Raw genomic sequence first — 16545 nt, forward strand, 5'->3', positions numbered from 1 at the left:
CACCCCGGTCGGTCAGTCAGTGCTCGGCCGCCGCCTCACGCGCCCGTGCCCCGACCACATGGGCGGCGGCAGCCAGTCCCGCGACCGTCACCGCCACCCACAGCGGGTGCCCCACCAGCCAGGTCTGGACGCTCTCGAAGGGGTCGGTGGAGGTCAGGGCCGCGCGTTCGAGCATCCAGGACACCGAGAAGACCAGGCCGATGCCCGCCAAGGCGGTGCGGAAGGCAGGGTAGAAGCGCGTGCGGGCCAGAACCAGCAGTGACGGCATCAGCAGGGCCACGACCAGGAGCTGGGTCAGTTCGATGCCCAGGTTGAAGCCCAGCAGTGTCGTCAGCAGGGAGCCTCGGTCCAGGCCCAGGTCCGTGATCAGGGAGGCGAAGGCCAGGCCGTGGATCAGGCCGAAGCCGGTGGCGATCAGGACTTCGCCGCGTGCTGCCAGGGGACGGATCGCGTGGATCGCCGACACCGCGATCGACAGGGCGATCAGCGTCTCCACCGGCCGCGTCGGGAGATCGATCAAGCCCGTCGCCGCCAGGGCCAGGGTGAGTGAGTGACCCACCGCGAACGCCGTCACCACATGCAGGATCCGTGTGATCGCCCGCCGGCGTGACGACGCCACCTGCCATCGGCCGCCTGTCGCCACCAGCGGCGCCGGGATCAGCAGCATGAGGAGGAAGAGGAGGTGGTCGGCGCCCTCGCCGACGTGCTCGATGCCGACCCCGGCCGTCGCGGCGAAGCCCCGCAGCCAGGAGCCCTCATCCGCCGGGACCGACAGGGACTTCGTCTCGTAGTCGAAGACGCCCAGCGTCTCGGCGTCGTCCGTCTTCAGGATGCCCCGATCGAAGTCGTACCGGACGGTGACGATGACCTTGTGCGTGAGCAGCTCCTCGACGATGACGTCGTAGCGCAGATCGAAGGCGGTGACCTCGCCGTCGGGCGGGCTGATCTGCAGCGGGTAGACGAGGTGAGGCGTGGCGTCGATCGATCTGACCGTTCCGGTGCCGAGTTCCACAGTCCAGGGCTCGCCGTCCTTGCCGACGGCGCTGATGTGCTGTTCCGTGTAGCTCTTCAGGAACGCACGGTCGGCGCCCAGGACGCCCTCCCGGGTCAGGTCGCGGCTCACCGCGATGGACAGCCGGTCCAGCGGCAACTGCACCTCCCCGTCCACCCGTTCGTCGCCGATGTCCAGCAGGACCGCCGAGGTGGACATCGGGTGTGCGTCGGCCGACGGCGCGAGAACGCCGGCCAGCAGGAGGGCCGCGAGAAGGAACGCGGTCAGCAGGCGGTACGTCGGTTTGGTCATGGTCCTTCCGGTCTTCTCGCGTTCCTCCTCACCCGTCGTTTCCGTCAGTTCCAGCCGTAGTCGGCGGTCTCGTCGCGGAAGATCGTGTGCTGGTGGACGCCGGGCTCCTCGTCCGCGGACTGGTTGGAGAACTCGATCCAGGCGGACGGGCCGTCGAGGCGCACATACGTGTTGACGTCGTCGATGGTCGTCCCGCCGCTCCAGCCGATGTACGTCTTGTCGTACTCGGAGACGTACTTGGCGAGGAGCCGCGCGGCGGCTTTCTCGTCCAGGTCGTCGACCCAGGCGGTGAGCATCGCGGTGACCTTGGCCCGCTGCTTCTTGCTCAGGCTGCTGACGAGGACGCCCTCGGGCTCGGCGGGGAAGGGGCCGTCGTTGCCGGGGCCGAGCAGCAGGTCGTCGAAGCTGCCGTCGATCTCGGCGGCGGCCGACTGGCTCTCGGTCAGCGACTGGACGGCCGCCATGGTCGAGGACCGCTTGTCCTCCAGCGGCTGGTAGAACTTCTCCTCCCAGTCGAACCGCATCGGCTCGACGCCGGTCAGGGTGGGCGAGATGCTCACGTTCTTCCCGGCGTAGGTGATGTTGTACGCGGCGTGGTGGCCGCCGAACTGGACCATGAACTGCCCGTTCTTGCTGGGCTGTCCGAAGAAGGAGAGGTAGTAGTACTGCGAGCCGAAGTTGACGGCACCGCCCCCGGTGCCTCCGCCGGGACCACCGCTGGGACCACCGCTGGGAGTGCCGGTGGGCGTGGGCCTGGGGGAGGCGGTGGCGCCGGAGTCCTCGGCCACGGCCAGGTAGTCGTCCGCCTCACGGATCTCGACGAGCTCCTCGTAGCCCTTCTTGCTGAGTGCGGCCTCCATGACCTTCATCGCTGCGGCCTGCTGCTCGTCGGTGAGATCACCCATCATGAGGCCGTTGCGCTGGATGACGCCGTCCGGGAAGTTGGTCCAGCCGCTCTTCTTGACCTCGTCGCCGAAGTCGTACAGAGCCGTGTCCTTCTGCTCGTCGGACAGCGTCGCTAGGAACGCGTTGGCGGCGGCCACGACCTGGGCGGTGTTCGCGCCTCCGGGGCCCTTGATGCTCGACACGTTCCGGCCCGTGGTCAGGGCCGCGGTGGAGGACGAGGATGTGCTTTCGGCGGCGGAACAACCGGTGACGCCCAGGCTGACGCATATGGCCAGAGCTGTCATGGTGCGGCGCATGGAAACTCCTGTGAGCGGATGATCGGGAGTTCCCCATCGTGCGCGACGTTCCTCAGACCTTGGCGGGAGGTTTTCGGGAGTCGGATGAGAATCAACAACGATTTCGTCGACAGTCCGTGCGGCATCATGAGCGCATGCCTAACCGTGTCCTCATAGCCGACGACGACCGCGCGATCCGTGAATCCCTGGAGCGGGCACTGGAGTTGGAGGGGTACGACGTCGTCACCGCCGTCGACGGAGTGGAGGCGCTGATTCGGGCGCGCCAGGACTCCTTCAGCGCGCTCGTCGTGGACGTGATGATGCCTCACGTCGACGGCGTCGGGGTGTGCCGGGTGCTGCGCGCCGACGGCGACCGCACTCCGGTGCTGATGCTCACCGCGCGGGCCGGGACCCCGGACCGGATCGCCGGCCTGGACGCGGGCGCCGACGACTATTTACCCAAGCCGTTCGCGGTGCCCGAACTGCTGGCAAGGCTGCGGGCCCTGCTGCGTCGTGCCGCGCAGGCACCGGACGCCACGGACGCCGCGGCAGCCGACAAGCCCGGGGCCGAGCTGCGGATCGCCTCGCTGCGGATCGATCCCGCCGGGCGGCGGGCGTTGTGGGGCGAGGCCGAACTGAGGCTGTCCAAGACCGAGTTCGACCTGCTGGAGCTGCTCGTGCGCAACGAGGGCATCGTGCTCGACCACGCCACCGTCTACGGGGAGGTATGGGGCAGCGCTCTCACCGTGGACGCCAAGAACCTGGCCGGGTACGTCGGTTATCTGCGGCGCAAGCTGGGGGACGCCGGGGCGCCTCAGCTCATCCACACCGTGCGTGGCGTGGGTTACGCGGTGCGGCGGCCATGAGGCTCAGGAGTCTGCGGGTGTGCTTCAAGCTGAGTCTGTGCTTACGGTTCGCGCTCGCCTTCGCGGTCGTCGGCGCCGTGGTCGCCACGGTTGTCGGCCGGCTCAGCTACTGCGCCGCCTCCGACCGCATCATGGCGGAGATCGACAGTACGCTCCGCTCGGCCACGGTGGCCGCGGCCGGCGATCAGGACCGGGCGCTGCCCGGCTCCGGGACGCCTGCGCCGACCCTGGACCTCTACCCCGGCACCAACGAGCCAGGACCTGGCGACGAGGGCGTGCGGACCGTGATCACGCGTGCAGTGGGCCAGGACGGCACGGCCACCCACCTGAGCGGCCCGACAGTGCGGTTGCCCGTGTCCGACACCATGCGAACCCTCGCCGTCTCCGGCACCACCGGACAGACGGACATCACCGAGGTGAAGGTCGGCGTCCGCACGTACCGCCTGCTGAGCACCGCGCTCGGGGACGATCGCGGGGCCTTGCAGGCGGCTGTGCACATCGACCAGACCCACCGTGTGCTGGGCGGCATGGCCCGGGAGATCGCCGGTGCCAGTCTCGCGGTCATGCTCGTGGCGGCGGGCGTGGGCTGGGCGCTCGCCCGGCGCATCACCCGGCGCCTGGAACGCCTGGCCCGGGTCGCCGAGAAGATCAGCGTCGACGGCCGGGCCGACGGCGCGATCCTGGCCGACGGACGCGACGAGGTCGGGCGGCTCTCGGCGTCGTTCAGCCGGATGCTCGACCGGCTGGCGGCCGCACGCGAGGCCCAGGACCGTCTGGTGCAGGACGCCGCGCACGAACTGCGCACCCCGCTGACCAGCCTGCGCACGAACGCCAGTGTGCTGCGCCGGGTCACCGAGCTCTCCCCGTACGACCGTGACCGGCTCCTCGACGATGTGGAGGGCGAGGCCGACGAACTCGGTCAACTGGTCGGTGAACTCGTCGAGTTGGCCATGGCCCAGGACCGGGAGGAGGCCGAGGAGACGGTGGAGCTGGCCGCGCTCGCCCGGCGCGTGGCGCAGCGTGTGCATCGGCGCACCGGGCGTTTCGTCCTGCTCGACGTCGACGACTCCGTGATCAGGGGCCGCCGCCAGGGGCTCGAACGGGCGGTGGGCAATTTGCTGGAGAACGCCGCCAAGTTCGACCCCGACGGCGATGACCCCATCGAGGTGCATGTCCGGCAGGGCCGGATCACCGTGCGCGACCACGGGCCGGGCATCGATGCCGCCGACGCCGAGCGCGTCTTCGACCGGTTCTACCGGGCCGACACCGCTCGATCTCTGCCCGGTTCCGGGCTCGGCCTGGCCATCGTCCGCGATGTCGCCGAGGCCCACGGGGGCACCGTCTTCGCGCGGACCCGGCCGGGAGGGGGAGCGGAGGTGGGGTTCACCCTGGAGAGGGCCCGGATCCGGGGGCCGGAAACGCCGGGCGTGAAGCTGCGCGGTACATGAGGAGCCCAAGCGGCAAGGGACCGCCGTGCTTGCACACGCCTTCCTGGCCGCGATGGCCGCCCACGCCCTCGAGAAGGGGACCGAAGAAACGGTACGAGCAGTCTCGTTCCCCTCACCGTGGCAGAAGTCGACGGCTCCTGGATCTTGCCCGTTCCCCAGCAGGCCGGCTACTGCGGCCCGGGCCCGGGCTCCACTGGTCACACTGGCGTCGACGGCATCAAGCCGTCGCCCGTGACTGCCACTACCGGTGCCGCTCGCACCCCGGCCGGGTGGGGCACGAACCACCACCGCCCTGATGCGGCGTCAGCCCGCTTGACCCGAAACAGGGACGCTGACCAGGACAAATGGAGATGCGCAGCTGGAATATCAAGGGACCTCCTGTCCTCAGCACACCGGGGGCCCGCCAGACCGCGCCCTTTCACGTCCCGATCGCGGGGATCGGATTCTCCCTGAACCACCGAGTGAGGAATTCGAGCAGGATGACGATCCTTCGCGGCACGGTGTCACCGGGGCCGTAGATCGCGTACAAGGGGCGGTCGGGGACGGTCACTTGGGGGAGCTGGACCCGGAGGGTGCCGACACCAGGTCCTCGTAGGCCGAGTCCTCGTAGGCCGAGCGCTGGGGCAGCAGGGCGATGAAGGAGTGACGCGTCAACCCGTGGTGTTTACCTCGGACACCCAGGCCGTCGACAGCTCCGGTGGCAGGGTGAACGCCAGCGGGGAAGCGGCGGGATGAGCATTCCCGCGACGCCGGCCCGCAGCATCCCGCTGGCCGAGGGAGCGTTGGCGCCCGCCCTCTCGGCCGCGGTCACGGCGCGCCATCCGTAAGGCCGGGCTCCGGACGGAAGGACACCATCACGAATTGACGCCGGGCGATCTTCCAGCTTTCGTCGGTGCGCACCAGATTGTCGTCGTAGTAGCCGACGGCCCGGGTGCCCGTGCGGCCGTCCGGGCTCATCAACAGTGCGTCGACGTACGAGCGGGCGGTGGCGCGATCGCCCTCGCCACTGACCGCCTGGTTCGTGATGCGGTGCATGGTGGTGCCCCACCGCTGGTGCGCCTCGTCCATCCACGCGGTGATGGCGTCGGCACCGTGCCACCGGCCGATGTCGCCGTAGTCGGCGTCGCAGTCCTCGGTGAAGCAGGTCCGGAACAGGGCCCAGTCGCGTCGGTCGATGCCGGTGGCGTAGCGCACGAGCACGTTGCTCACATCCTGGGTCAGTGAGGAGTTCACGACGACGCCTCAGGGTTGTGCTCGGTGGCCATCAACGCCGCAGCGCGTTCCTGCATCGCCCTGACGGCCTCGCTGCGAGTCATCGTGCCGAGCTGCCGGGCGTGTTCGCGCTGTTCCTCACTCACGAGCCACGTGGGCCCGTTGGTCAGGTTGGCCAGCCCCTCCTGCACCACCTGCTCCGGCGTGGCGATCCCGGGGATCGGCACGGGGTCGTCCTCACCGGCGATCTGCCCGTGACGGGCCAGTACCCGGCGCAGCGACGGTGTGTCGGTGCCACCGAGTACGAGTGACAGCACGTCGACGCCCCGGCTCTCGAGCTCCGCCCAGAGGCTCTCCGCCATCACGATGTCGAACGCCTTGGTGGCGGCGTAGCCCACCATGTTGGCGCCGCCGCGCAACCCGGCCCCGGAAGAGAGCAGCATGAGACCGCCCCGGCCCCGCTCGACCATCGGCTGCGCGAAGTGGTGGAACATCCGCATCGGCACGACGCAGTTGCGCTGGATCATGGCCACGGGAATGTCGACGGGGTGGTTGAGGAACGGCTCGTAGAGTGGGTCGGCGCCCGCGCAGTAGATCACCATGCCCACGTCGAGGCCGTCGGTGGCCGACGCGATCTTCGCCATGGCATCGGGGAGCGACAGGTCGACTGCCGCCGTCCGGGTCTCCACCCCCGTCTTGTGGCGGATGGCCTCGGCCACCTCGTCGAGCAGCGCCTGGCGACGGGCGAGGAGGACGACGTTGAGGCCGCGCTCGGCCACGGCGTGGGCGAAGGCGGAGCCCACCCCGTCCGATGCCCCGGCGATGATCGCCCATGGGCCGTAGTGGTCAGCGAACGCGGTGCCCTCGGCGCTCATGATGCAGCCTGCACAGCTGTGGGCCCGCCTAAGCGGACATCGTGCCCGTGCATGGAATCTCCCGCCAATAGGTGCAGACACTTTTCGACCGACTGGTCTAATACTGGGTCGTGGAGCGAGATGAGCGTAGCCGCGTATTAACGTCACTTCAATGGCGTCCGCAGGTTTAGCCGTGTCCTAACGGCGCGACCCGCGCCGTGTCAGATGGTCCGGTTCGTGCTCCTTGTCGAAGATCCACGCCCTGGATTTTCAACAAGGTTTTCTACAAGCCCCGTCCGCCACACCACCGTGCACGGTCTGGCGGCGGCCCTCTATGCCTTCACCACCCGCCGGGTCCAGTGACAGCGGCTGCGTGAACGTCCCGAACTGGCGCGGGTGGCGTTCGACGAGGCGGTGCGGTGGCAGTCGCCCGTGCAGACCTTCTTCCGCGCGGCCACCACCGATGTCGCCATCGCCGGGACGCGGCCCGGCTCATCGCGAGCACCGCGTCGCGGCGGTTCAGTGCGCCGAACGGTGAACCGCCGGTCGGGGCATCGCTGCCGCAGATCCAGGTGGGTCCGTCTCCGAGGTGGTCGAGGGCTTCCGCGGCGACGTCGTCGGGGTCGGGGAGCTCGCCGTACGATTCGCCCTTGGCGTCGAGCACTCGGCGCAGGGAGGGGGTGTCGGTCCTGCCGAGCACGAGGCCCAGGACGTCCACCCCGTTGGTGTGCCACTCCGCCCACAGGCTTTCCGCGAGGATGAGATCGAACGCCTTTGTGGCTCCGTAGGTGGCGAGTGTGGCGCCGCCCGCCCAGGCCGCGCCCGACGTCACCAACACCATGGCTCCTCGTCCCCGCGCCACCATCGGAGCGCCGAAGCGGTACGCCGCTTCGAGTACTCCGGCGCGGTTGCGGTGGACCAACGCCAAGTGGGTGTCGAGGTCCTTGTCGAGGAATGCGATGCTGCGGTCGTCCCCGCCGGCGTTGTATACGAAGAGCCCGACTTCCAAGTCCGCGGTCGCGCGCTCAAGTTGCGACAGTGCGCCCGAGACGCTGAGGTCGAGCGCAACCGTTCGGACCTCGACGCCATGCCGCGCCCGGATGTCGTCGGCGGACGCCTGGAGTACCGGCAAGCGCCGCGCCACCAATACGACGTTCATGCCCCGGGAGGCCATCCGGTGGGCGAACGCGGCGCCGACGCCGTCGGACCCGCCGGCAACGATGCCCCACGCCCCGTACTTGGCTGTCAGAGTTTCAGCCATCTTGCGCTCCTCGCAAAGGGTTACGTCTCTGGAACTGGATCCGCGGCGCCTGGTGGCCCCGCACGGTCATGACGTTCCGTAGGGCGCCCCGGCCGGACGGAGTACGGTCTTCTCGACCGCGTCCGACGACAGGACCGTTCCGATGATCCCGAGGTCCGCCCCCGCGCTGCGCGCGACCTCGCACACCACGGCGATGTCCTTGCGCATCAAGTCCCCAAGACGTTCCGCGAGCGAGTCGACCGACCCACCCCCGGCGACCACGCCGAAGGCGCGGCTGGTGCCGCTGCCGTGCTGGACGGCGGCCAGGATCGCTCTCTCCTCGATCCCCAGCGAGCCCGCGAGGCGCACCGCGTCGATCGCGAGGCCCACCTGTGCCACGAACAGCGCGTTGTTGACGAGCTTGACCCGCTGACCGTTGCCGGCCGGGCCCACGAACATGACCGGCGACGCATACGTTTCCAGCAGTGGACGCGTCTCCTCCAGCACGGCTTCGTCTCCGCCGACCCACAGGGTGAGCCTGCCCGCCGCGATGTCGTGCGGGCCGCCCGAGAGCGCGGCGTCCAGCACCCTGATCCCACGATCCGCACCCACCCCGACAAGCAGCTGCGCGGTCCTGGGATCGGAGGTGGTGTGCTGTACGAGCGTCGCCCCCGGTTTCATGGCCGCGATCGCGCCGTCCGGACCGAGGCACACCGACCGCACCTGCTCGTCCGTCAGCACGACGACAAACACCACGTCCGCGCCGCCCACCGTCGCGGCGACCGTGTCGGCCCAGGTCAGACCGCAGACCTCCGCAGCCGCGCGGACCTCCCGGCGCCGTACGCGGACCGTGACGTCGTGACCTGCGGCCACCAGGCGGTCGAGCATCGGTCGGCCCATTCGGCCCGGCCCGATGAATCCGATCTTCACTTGTCCTCCAGGTGGCCGTCGTCAGTGGCGGGCGGGGCCAGCAGGTCGCGGTGTTCGGCGGTGCCGTCGAGGTTGGCGTTGATCCGCTCGGTGATGCGCCAGCCCTGCGGGGTGCGCGCCCAGCGCCAGGTGTTCGCGGAGACCCTGGCCACCCAGAACCGGTCGGCGTCCGCGTCCCAGCGGATGTTCAGCGCATAGCTGCGACCGGTCGCGTGGTCGCCGTCGACCGCGATGTGCGGCACGGTCAGGACGTGGCCGCAGCCGTTGCGGATCAGACTCTGATGGCCGTCGCCGTGGACCATGCCGGTGATGTCATCCCGGCCCCGCATCCGCAGGTGGGGTACAGCGTCGAACGTACCGTCGTCGGTCCAGAGCGCCGCCGTGGCTTCACCCGAGCCACTGTCCACAGGGGGTCCGTACTGGGCGACGAGTTGCATGATTTCCACCTGATCCTCAAGGGCGCGCACCTTCGCCGCCAGAATCTCGACCGCGGTCCGGAGTTCGTCGGTCTCCCTCATCCGTCATGGCCCTTTCCGAAGGTACGGTCGTCGGGACGTACTGCGCTGTCCTGAACTCGGCTCAGGGCACGACGACGATGCGGGGCGGCCCGTTGGCGTCGCGTGCGGCGTGGAGCGCGGCGGGCACCTCATCGAGGCCGACGGTGTTGCCCAGCATCGGCCCGACATCGAGGCTGCCGGAGCAGACCGCCTGGAACGCCTCGTCCCAGTGCGTCATCGACGGGCCGCCGCCGAACTGGATGTTGAGGCCCTTCCGCTTGGCGGTCAGGGTGTGCGGGTGGTCGCCGTCCGGCGGACCGCCCGCGGAGAAGATCCGGGTGCCGCGCTCGCACCCCTTGATGATCGCGTCGAGGACGCCGGGGACGCCGACGCACTCGAAGACGACGCAGCCCGGAAGGCAGCCGGCCATCGCCGTCATCATGTCCTTCGTCGAGTCGGCGGGCCCGTACACCACGTCCCGCCAGGCCCCGTACGGCGAGACCTCGGCGGGATCGATGACCACGTCGGCCCCCATGGCCAGGGCGATCCTGCGCCGCGACGCCACGAAGTCGGCCGCCAGGATGGGGCCGACGCCCAGACGCCGCAGTCGTGCGATCACCGAGAGGGCGACCGCGCCGCAGCCGATAACCAGCGGCACCTCCCTGGCCGTGACCTGGGCCCGCGTCGCGGTCGACCAGCCCACCGAGATCGCGTCGGCGACACAGACGACCTCGCTGGGCAGGTCGGAGTCCACCACCGGGGTCATGGACTCGGTGAGCAGGAAGTACTCGCCTAATCCGCCGGGCGAATCCGGGTTCTGCCCGATGATGCGGCGCCCGGCGGGAGTGGACAGCACCGGCAGGGAACTCACCCGGGTGCCGACGGGGATGCGGCGCTCGGTGCCGGGGCCGTGGTCGACCACCTCGGCGCAGTACTCGTGGCCCATGACGATGTCGACGTCCTGGTCGTACGTCGACATCCCGCTGTCGTCGTCGGCGCCGGCCTCCGGATGGTCCATGAAGTGCAGGTCCGATGCACAGATTCCGCACGCGAGCGACCGGACGAAGAGCTGGCCGGGGCCAGGAATCGGATCATCGACGATCCGCACCTTGACCGTCCCGCACCGCAGCACCGCAGCACGCATCAGGTTCTCCCGTTCGAGAAGCCGGTTCTCGTCTCCTCATGGGACTGTAGCGACGCCGAGCTACTTATAGAAGACTGACTCCTATAATTGAGAGCATGACAGAGTCCCGCCGGCGCCCGGGGCGTCCACGTGACACGAGCATCGACGAACGGGCCCTCGCGGCGACCCGCGAACTGCTCGTCCGGCGCGGCTTCGGCGCGACGACGATCCAGGCCGTCGCGGAGCACTCGGGCGTGCACGCGTCCGCCATCTACCGTCGCTGGCCGACCCGGATCGAACTGATCGAGGAGGCCACGTTCCCCGGGCTCAGCCCGCTGAGCGTCCGGCCGACGGGCGATCTCCGCCGCGATCTGCGCCGGTTCCTCCGCGCCTACCTGGCGGCCTTCGGCGCGCCCGCGGCACGCGCGGCCGCGGCCGGTCTCCTCGCCCATCACCAGACGTCGGGGCGCCCCCGTACGCCGGAGAGGGACCTGCGGGTCTCGGCGCGGCCGCAGTTCCAGGACATCCTGCGGGCCGCACCGCCCGGCAGCGTCGACCCCGCCGTGGACCCGGACGACGTCTTCGACATGCTCCTCGGCGCGGTGCTCGCCCGCACCCTCCTGCTCCCCGTCACTACGCGCCAACGCCCCCTGGAACGCACCGTCGACATGCTGCTCCGGATGCTGCGCCCCCTCGACCGGCCGACGTAACCAGAAAGGGGCCACGGTCCTCCCTGGTGACGGCGCTTCTGCTGGCGATGGGTTCCTGACCTGCGTACGGATGTCGCCTTGGCGGTGATCGTAAGGCTGTCAGGCACAGCTGCTGATAGGGCGCCCATGCTTTCCGCCTCCGTATTCAAACGACCGGCCCTGGCGCCAGGCCGGCTCCTGGACAACATTCCGTCCTCGGACGGCGGGTATCAGCCGTGAGAAGGCAGCGAGCGGAGGCCCTCGATGAGACCTTCCATGTCGAGTTCGCCCTGACGAGTCTGTGCCCCAGCCACGACGGCAGCGTGAAAGAACTCGGTGACCTGCGGGTTTACAACCTGCCGCAACAGCTTGTTCTCCTCTTGCAGTCCGTCGGGCACTGACAGACCGAAGCCCAAGTCGACCGCCTGCTTGGCCAGAGAGACCGCCTTGGGCGGGAAGGAGGCGATCCGCCGAGCGAGTCGCTCCACGAACCCGTCGAGTTCGTCCGCGGGCAGCGCCCGGTTGATCAACCCGTACCGCTCGGCGAGTGCGGCGTCGAAGGCACCGCAGCCGATGATCACCTCGAGCGCACGCGACCGTCCCAGGAGACGTGGCAGGTACTGTGAGCCTCCGCCGCCCGGAAGGACGCCCAGACTCACCTCATTCTGAGCGAACAGTGCCTTTTCGAGCGCCGCGAAACGGAGGTCGAGGGCCATGATGAACTCGGTGCCGCCACCGCGTGTCCGTCCGGCGATCTTCGCGATCGTCACCTGCGGCAGGGTCCGGTAGCTCTCGTGCAGCTCCTCGAAAAAATTCAGTGCACCGTCCTGGAGCAGCTGCTCCAACACGGCCTTGTCCTCTATGTCCACGTGGGCGTAGAAGTAGTCAGGATCGGCGCTGCCGAACACGATGACGCCCACGGAGTCGTCGGTCCGGACCTCGGCGCTGAACCGAGCAAGGTCGGAGAGCAACACGTGATCGCCGAGATTCATCGGCGGATTGTCGATCGTGACCTGCGCGATGCGATCGCTCACCTGGATCCGCAGGGCCTTGTAACCGTCGTAAGTCATGCGTCAACTCCTGCACAGAGTGCTTCGGGGTACCCGACGCGCATCGCCGACCGGCCCCTCACGCTAAAACCTCACATCAGCGTGAGGGGTAAGCCCGTTGAAGGCCCAGGCGAAGAGATGATTCGGAATCCGGCAAGACCTTAGGGCTGCTTCGGTCGGGTCCTGCGTGAGCCCTGACGCCTGGAGCTGCGGTTGGCGCTTGTCAGGGTGAGCGCCTGCGCGCGCAGGCGTGGGAAGCCTGTAAGTGGCTGTTGTCGTTCCGATCTTGAGGGGTGGGCGTCGAACGGGAGTCTCGATCGGGTGGTTGCCGCCGGCTGCGGGCATGAAGGCAGGGCCTCTTGGTAGCTCGGGGTTGCGAAGCCAACGGAGATCCAGGAGACCCTGTTGCCGCAGTTGTACGTGCTCGCGCCGGTGGAGTTCGACTCGGCTGCACCGACGTGTGATTGTGTCGCTCACCGGTTCGGAAACGCGGCCGATCACCCGGAACGTGTTCGACGGTATCCCTCGGACACCACGGCCCACTCGGCGTCCGACATGTCGGTGGGATACCGATGCTCGCGCGCCCCGTGGTCTCTGGCGTTCCCGAACCTGTGAGCCAGACAGTCACACGCGAGAGTGGCCGAAGTGGACCCCACTCCCGCGTTGCCGTAGAAATGCGACAACAGGGCCTCCTGGACCGCACGTTGGCTTCGACACCCTTCGAGCTACCAAGAGGCCCTGCTCTCATGCACGGCAGCCGCCGCAGTCACCCGATCAACTGACTTCTCGACGAGATCGGGACGACGGCTGTCGCGTCGCTTCTCGTGATCGCTGGGACGGACAAATTCGCACTGCCCTCCAGGTAGACGGTCGGCTTGGTGACGCCCGAGGCCGCCTCGCGGGTTTGAGCCCGGTGTCGCGACTGACGAGTCTGGCGAAGAGTCGTGTCCTACCGGCTCGAGGCGCGGCCAACCGCCCCCGCTACGTCCTACTTCTCCTCCGGCTCCCAGGCGCGGAGCAGGTCGAGCAGCCCTGCGTCTCCGTCAACGTGCAAGGAGTCGGCCTGGATCCGGTCGTACAGGTAGAGGACCAGCTCACTGGCCGTGCCGTGGACGGAGGCGCCGGCTGCGTCCGAGTCCTCGCCGGTCGCGGCGGTGGGCGCGGGGATGCGGGTGGTGCGTGCGCCGTCGCCGTCGACGGTGAGGCGCCAGGAGCGGCCCTCGGCGGCTTGGAAGTCGAAGGCCGTGGGCTTGTGCGGCCAGGCACTCGGCGTTGCGCAGACGGTGAACAGGAACTCCTCCACACCGTCGAGTGCCAACTCGACCGGCAGCGGCTGCGGGGCGCCCCCGGCGAGCTGGGCGTCGTAGGTGTGCACCGCGGTCTCCTGGACCCGGTGCCGGGCGGTGCCGCCGGCGGTCTGCGGTGACTGCGACGCGGGCCACCACGTCCAGCAACCGCTCTCCGGTCCCGCCGCGCGCAGGGCGCCCAGCAGAAGCTGCGTCGACGCGGCCAGCCAGGCCAGCAAGGCCTCACGCTCCCGCGGCACTTCCAGAGCGGCGCGCGCGGCGACGGCCTCGGCCGGGGGAGCGTCGGCAGGCCCCGCGCCGACGATGGCGGCCCAGAAGCGGTCTCCCCCACCCAGGTGCTTCACCAGATCGAACAGCGTCCACCCAGGGCAGGTCGGCACCTGTGCGTCGAGACCGGGCGCGGCGGCGACCACGGCGCGGAAGGCGGTCGACCGTTCATCGATCAGTCGCAACAGGTCGGGGAACTCAAGATTCTCTTCCACGCCGGATGTCTATCACCGTGCTCCGGTGATCGGACAGCGATTTTCACAGTCGCCGCCGGTTGGCCATTGCGGACGTCCTCGCCTCCCACCGCTCGGGTGACAAGCTGCGCACTGCTGCGAGGACGCAGGTGGTGGAGGTACGCCAGGCGTCATGCCTGTGGGCGCTCTGGCCTCGCCGCGCGGCCTGGCACCTCGGCGACGTGACGTCCACCCGGTGCGCACGGTCATGCTGCCGCTCGATGTGATGGACGCGGAGGTCACGACGGCGGGGGAGGACCGGTCGGGTTGGGAGTTCGCTGGTGTGTTCGATCCAGGCGGAGCGGGTGGTCAGGCGGGGGTGGACGCGGTCCAGGCCATCGCGCGGGCGGTGCCGTACCGGTCGGTGACCTGCGTCGTGGCCGTCAGGCTCGCCCCAGGTCTCCGGCTTGGCGAAGCGGAACTCCTTGCCGTGCTTCGGCGGTCGCCCGCCCTGGGGGTAGGACAGGGCGTACTCCTTGAGGGAGGGCGTCGGCCGTCGCATGACGCGGTCGGAGCGCATCCGACCCAGCACCTCGACCGGAAGGCCGCCCAGGAGGTGGGCCATGCGCGGGGCGTCATAGCCGGCGTCGAAGACGATGAGGATGTCGCGGTCGCCCAAGTGCCAGCGGCCCATCTCGATCAGTTTCGTGACCACCCGGCGGAGCTGCGCGGCGGTGACCTCGGCGACGTCGTCCTCGGGACCGAGACGGACGGCGTCCAGGAGCTGGCACCAGGATGTGCGGCCCGATTCGAGGGCGGCGACGAAGGAGTACGGCCAGCCGGGGATGAATTGGTCCGAGGACCGTCCGCTGCGGCCGTAGACGTGGCAGAACAGGCGGTCCGCGCTGGTCGGCGCGTCAGGACGGAGCCAGCTGCTGACGTCGACCGCCAGGACCAGGCGGCCGTCGGCGGCCTGCGGCATCGGCAGACCGGCCAGCACCTGCCGCAGCCGGGGCACGTCCACGTTCCCGCAGCTCAACGCCTCGTACATCGCGCCGTGCCCGCGCCGGTGCTCGGCCACCAGCGTCAAGTCCACCGGCGAGGTCACCGCACCGTCCGCGCACAACAACGCGTCCACGAGTTCGAACAGTTCGTCCCCGCGCACGGTCAGACAGTCGAATAAGCCCTCCCGGAAGCGTGACGCTTGCGCGAACGCCTCCCCGGGACCGGCATCAGGCAGCGGACTCACCCTCACGGCCTTCGTCTCGATCGGTGCACCTTGGCCTGAGCACATGATTAAGCGAAGGCCGCCTCAATGTCCGGTGAATGCCCAGGTGAGTGATCCAGTTCGAGAGGTCGTTCGACGCCGGGAGCCAGGCACGGGCACTGCTGCCTCAGCTAGCGAGCAGGGCCTGCATCCACTGGTCTTCGCGTTGCTCGATGTATTCGGCGTCGCTTCGCCAGGCGTCACCGTGGCCTTCAGCCCACAGCCTTGCCCAGGGCTGGACACCTTGGGCTGCCTGGTCGCGCAGGAAGTCGTGCATGGAGCGCGTACGGCGCCCCAGCAGAGGGACCAACCGACGACGTTCGGGCTCAGCGAGACCGTAGGCGTCGGCGAAGACTCGCAGTCGGTCCGCCGCCTCCGGGCTCTGCCAGTCCGGATGCGCGGACAGCGGGATGAACCCGTGAATCGCGTATGCGACATCCCACAGGCACGAGCCGGGACCTGCAGCGTCCCAGTCGATGAAGGCCCACCGCGCCTCGTCTGCGACCACGAGGTTCCAGGGGGCCAGGTCGTTATGGGCGATGATGTCACTGCCCTCAGCGGGGATCAGCGTCTGCCACCGCGCATCGGAGGGCGCCGTGAAGTCCTGTACGGCGTCGTGGAAGTCCCGGATCAGCCGTGCCACGCGAGCCAGTTGTCGAGCGGGTTCCATCAGCGAGAACCGGTCGGGCCAGACCACATCTCCCGGCATGAAGGTCAGGACCTCACGCCCCTGATCGTCAATGCCGAGCGGACGAGGCGCCGCGCCGAATCCCACCTCGTGCAGGTGGGCAAGCAGGGCATGCACAGCGGGAGTCCATGGTCCGGCCGGACGGCGAACGGTGTCCCCGACGCGAACGACACCATCACTGACGTTGCCACCGGACAAAGGCTGTTCATCATCGTGCCGCATCGAACCAGTGTGTCGGATCAGCTCGTCATGATCACCCCATTAAGGGGGAGCGTCAGAGTAGGGACGGAGGTTAAAGAACAAGCTCAGTTTTCTGTTCGCCCTGCGCCGTCTCGTACGGAGTGACCGGAGAGTCTCCTTGTGGGTCGGGATCGTCGGGCTGTCCCTCATGCTGGTCGGCGACACCCTGCGACTGTTGACGGTCGGCCCGCACTGCCCTGAGGTGATGTCC

General features: G+C 69.1%; 16 protein-coding genes. 3 read left to right on the forward strand and 13 right to left on the reverse strand.

Translation table 11 applies throughout. The annotated features are described in order from the left end of the window. Nucleotides 1–16: 16 nt before the first annotated feature. Nucleotides 17–1303 (reverse strand): HupE/UreJ family protein, encoded by a 1287-nt coding sequence (locus ACWDR4_RS43990; protein ID WP_450417045.1) that lies wholly within the window; start codon nucleotides 1301–1303, stop codon nucleotides 17–19. A 44-nt stretch (nucleotides 1304–1347) separates the two neighbouring features. After that, a complete protein-coding gene (locus ACWDR4_RS43995; RefSeq protein WP_450417046.1) occupies nucleotides 1348–2505 on the reverse strand; it encodes a DUF3500 domain-containing protein in 1158 nt (385 codons plus the stop codon). A 134-nt stretch (nucleotides 2506–2639) separates the two neighbouring features. On the opposite strand from ACWDR4_RS43995, the gene ACWDR4_RS44000 reads away from it, so the two are divergent. Further along, complete coding sequence (locus tag ACWDR4_RS44000; protein WP_450417048.1) at nucleotides 2640–3350, forward strand: response regulator transcription factor; 711 nt, start codon at nucleotides 2640–2642, stop codon at nucleotides 3348–3350. Then, a complete protein-coding gene (locus tag ACWDR4_RS44005) occupies nucleotides 3347–4798 on the forward strand; it encodes a HAMP domain-containing sensor histidine kinase (RefSeq protein WP_450417049.1) in 1452 nt (483 codons plus the stop codon). Before ACWDR4_RS44000 ends, ACWDR4_RS44005 begins: the two co-directional genes overlap by 4 nt. Nucleotides 4799–5216: 418 nt before the next feature. Here ACWDR4_RS44005 and ACWDR4_RS44010 read toward each other — a convergent pair whose 3' ends face one another. The 7 genes from ACWDR4_RS44010 to ACWDR4_RS44040 form a co-directional block, all read right to left on the reverse strand. After that, complete coding sequence (locus ACWDR4_RS44010; protein WP_450417051.1) at nucleotides 5217–5348, reverse strand: hypothetical protein; 132 nt, start codon at nucleotides 5346–5348, stop codon at nucleotides 5217–5219. Between the two features lie 257 nt (nucleotides 5349–5605). After that, nucleotides 5606–6031, reverse strand: a complete 426-nt coding sequence (locus ACWDR4_RS44015) for a nuclear transport factor 2 family protein (protein WP_450417052.1) — start codon at nucleotides 6029–6031, stop codon at nucleotides 5606–5608. Beyond that, on the reverse strand, nucleotides 6028–6885 hold the full coding sequence (locus ACWDR4_RS44020) for an SDR family NAD(P)-dependent oxidoreductase (RefSeq protein WP_450417053.1): 858 nt from the start codon (nucleotides 6883–6885) through the stop codon (nucleotides 6028–6030). Before ACWDR4_RS44020 ends, ACWDR4_RS44015 begins: the two co-directional genes overlap by 4 nt. Nucleotides 6886–7204: 319 nt before the next feature. Beyond that, the gene (locus tag ACWDR4_RS44025; protein WP_450417055.1) at nucleotides 7205–8125 is read right to left on the reverse strand and encodes an SDR family NAD(P)-dependent oxidoreductase; all 921 of its coding nucleotides are present in this window, start codon (nucleotides 8123–8125) and stop codon (nucleotides 7205–7207) included. Between the two features lie 66 nt (nucleotides 8126–8191). Beyond that, nucleotides 8192–9034: an NAD(P)-dependent oxidoreductase gene (locus ACWDR4_RS44030; RefSeq protein ID WP_450417056.1), complete on the reverse strand. Its 843-nt coding sequence runs from the start codon at nucleotides 9032–9034 to the stop codon at nucleotides 8192–8194. Then, nucleotides 9031–9552, reverse strand: a complete 522-nt coding sequence (locus ACWDR4_RS44035; RefSeq protein WP_450417057.1) for a nuclear transport factor 2 family protein — start codon at nucleotides 9550–9552, stop codon at nucleotides 9031–9033. Before ACWDR4_RS44035 ends, ACWDR4_RS44030 begins: the two co-directional genes overlap by 4 nt. A 61-nt stretch (nucleotides 9553–9613) precedes the next feature. Next, on the reverse strand, nucleotides 9614–10675 hold the full coding sequence (locus tag ACWDR4_RS44040; RefSeq protein WP_450417059.1) for a zinc-binding dehydrogenase: 1062 nt from the start codon (nucleotides 10673–10675) through the stop codon (nucleotides 9614–9616). Between the two features lie 95 nt (nucleotides 10676–10770). On the opposite strand from ACWDR4_RS44040, the gene ACWDR4_RS44045 reads away from it, so the two are divergent. Beyond that, nucleotides 10771–11364, forward strand: coding sequence for a helix-turn-helix domain-containing protein (locus ACWDR4_RS44045; RefSeq protein WP_450417060.1), 594 nt, complete (start codon nucleotides 10771–10773; stop codon nucleotides 11362–11364). Nucleotides 11365–11573: 209 nt separating this feature from the next. Here the strand turns inward: ACWDR4_RS44045 and ACWDR4_RS44050 are convergent, their stop codons facing one another. From ACWDR4_RS44050 to ACWDR4_RS44065, 4 genes are all read right to left on the reverse strand, one after another. Further along, nucleotides 11574–12377, reverse strand: coding sequence for an enoyl-CoA hydratase/isomerase family protein (locus tag ACWDR4_RS44050; RefSeq protein WP_450417062.1), 804 nt, complete (start codon nucleotides 12375–12377; stop codon nucleotides 11574–11576). Nucleotides 12378–13380: 1003 nt separating this feature from the next. Continuing rightward, nucleotides 13381–14181: a maleylpyruvate isomerase family mycothiol-dependent enzyme gene (locus ACWDR4_RS44055; protein WP_450417064.1), complete on the reverse strand. Its 801-nt coding sequence runs from the start codon at nucleotides 14179–14181 to the stop codon at nucleotides 13381–13383. A gap of 43 nt (nucleotides 14182–14224) precedes the next feature. Continuing rightward, complete coding sequence (locus ACWDR4_RS44060) at nucleotides 14225–15433, reverse strand: transposase (RefSeq protein WP_450417065.1); 1209 nt, start codon at nucleotides 15431–15433, stop codon at nucleotides 14225–14227. Between the two features lie 100 nt (nucleotides 15434–15533). Then, nucleotides 15534–16316 (reverse strand): phosphotransferase enzyme family protein, encoded by a 783-nt coding sequence (locus tag ACWDR4_RS44065; protein ID WP_450417067.1) that lies wholly within the window; start codon nucleotides 16314–16316, stop codon nucleotides 15534–15536. Nucleotides 16317–16545 lie beyond the last annotated feature (229 nt).

Source organism: Streptomyces sp. NPDC000878 (assembly GCF_053599695.1).

What these genes read in the sequence shown, in the direction of transcription:
- ACWDR4_RS43990 (WP_450417045.1), bottom strand. Translation starts at nt 1,303, where the DNA reads ATGACCAAACCGACGTACCGCCTGCTGACCGCGTTCCTTCTCGCGGCC.
- ACWDR4_RS43995 (WP_450417046.1), bottom strand. Translation starts at nt 2,505, where the DNA reads ATGCGCCGCACCATGACAGCTCTGGCCATATGCGTCAGCCTGGGCGTC.
- ACWDR4_RS44000 (WP_450417048.1), top strand. Translation starts at nt 2,640, where the DNA reads ATGCCTAACCGTGTCCTCATAGCCGACGACGACCGCGCGATCCGTGAA.
- ACWDR4_RS44005 (WP_450417049.1), top strand. Translation starts at nt 3,347, where the DNA reads ATGAGGCTCAGGAGTCTGCGGGTGTGCTTCAAGCTGAGTCTGTGCTTA.
- ACWDR4_RS44020 (WP_450417053.1), bottom strand. Translation starts at nt 6,885, where the DNA reads ATGAGCGCCGAGGGCACCGCGTTCGCTGACCACTACGGCCCATGGGCG.
- ACWDR4_RS44025 (WP_450417055.1), bottom strand. Translation starts at nt 8,125, where the DNA reads ATGGCTGAAACTCTGACAGCCAAGTACGGGGCGTGGGGCATCGTTGCC.
- ACWDR4_RS44035 (WP_450417057.1), bottom strand. Translation starts at nt 9,552, where the DNA reads ATGAGGGAGACCGACGAACTCCGGACCGCGGTCGAGATTCTGGCGGCG.
- ACWDR4_RS44040 (WP_450417059.1), bottom strand. Translation starts at nt 10,675, where the DNA reads ATGCGTGCTGCGGTGCTGCGGTGCGGGACGGTCAAGGTGCGGATCGTC.
- ACWDR4_RS44045 (WP_450417060.1), top strand. Translation starts at nt 10,771, where the DNA reads ATGACAGAGTCCCGCCGGCGCCCGGGGCGTCCACGTGACACGAGCATC.
- ACWDR4_RS44060 (WP_450417065.1), bottom strand. Translation starts at nt 15,433, where the DNA reads ATGTGCTCAGGCCAAGGTGCACCGATCGAGACGAAGGCCGTGAGGGTG.
- ACWDR4_RS44065 (WP_450417067.1), bottom strand. Translation starts at nt 16,316, where the DNA reads ATGCGGCACGATGATGAACAGCCTTTGTCCGGTGGCAACGTCAGTGAT.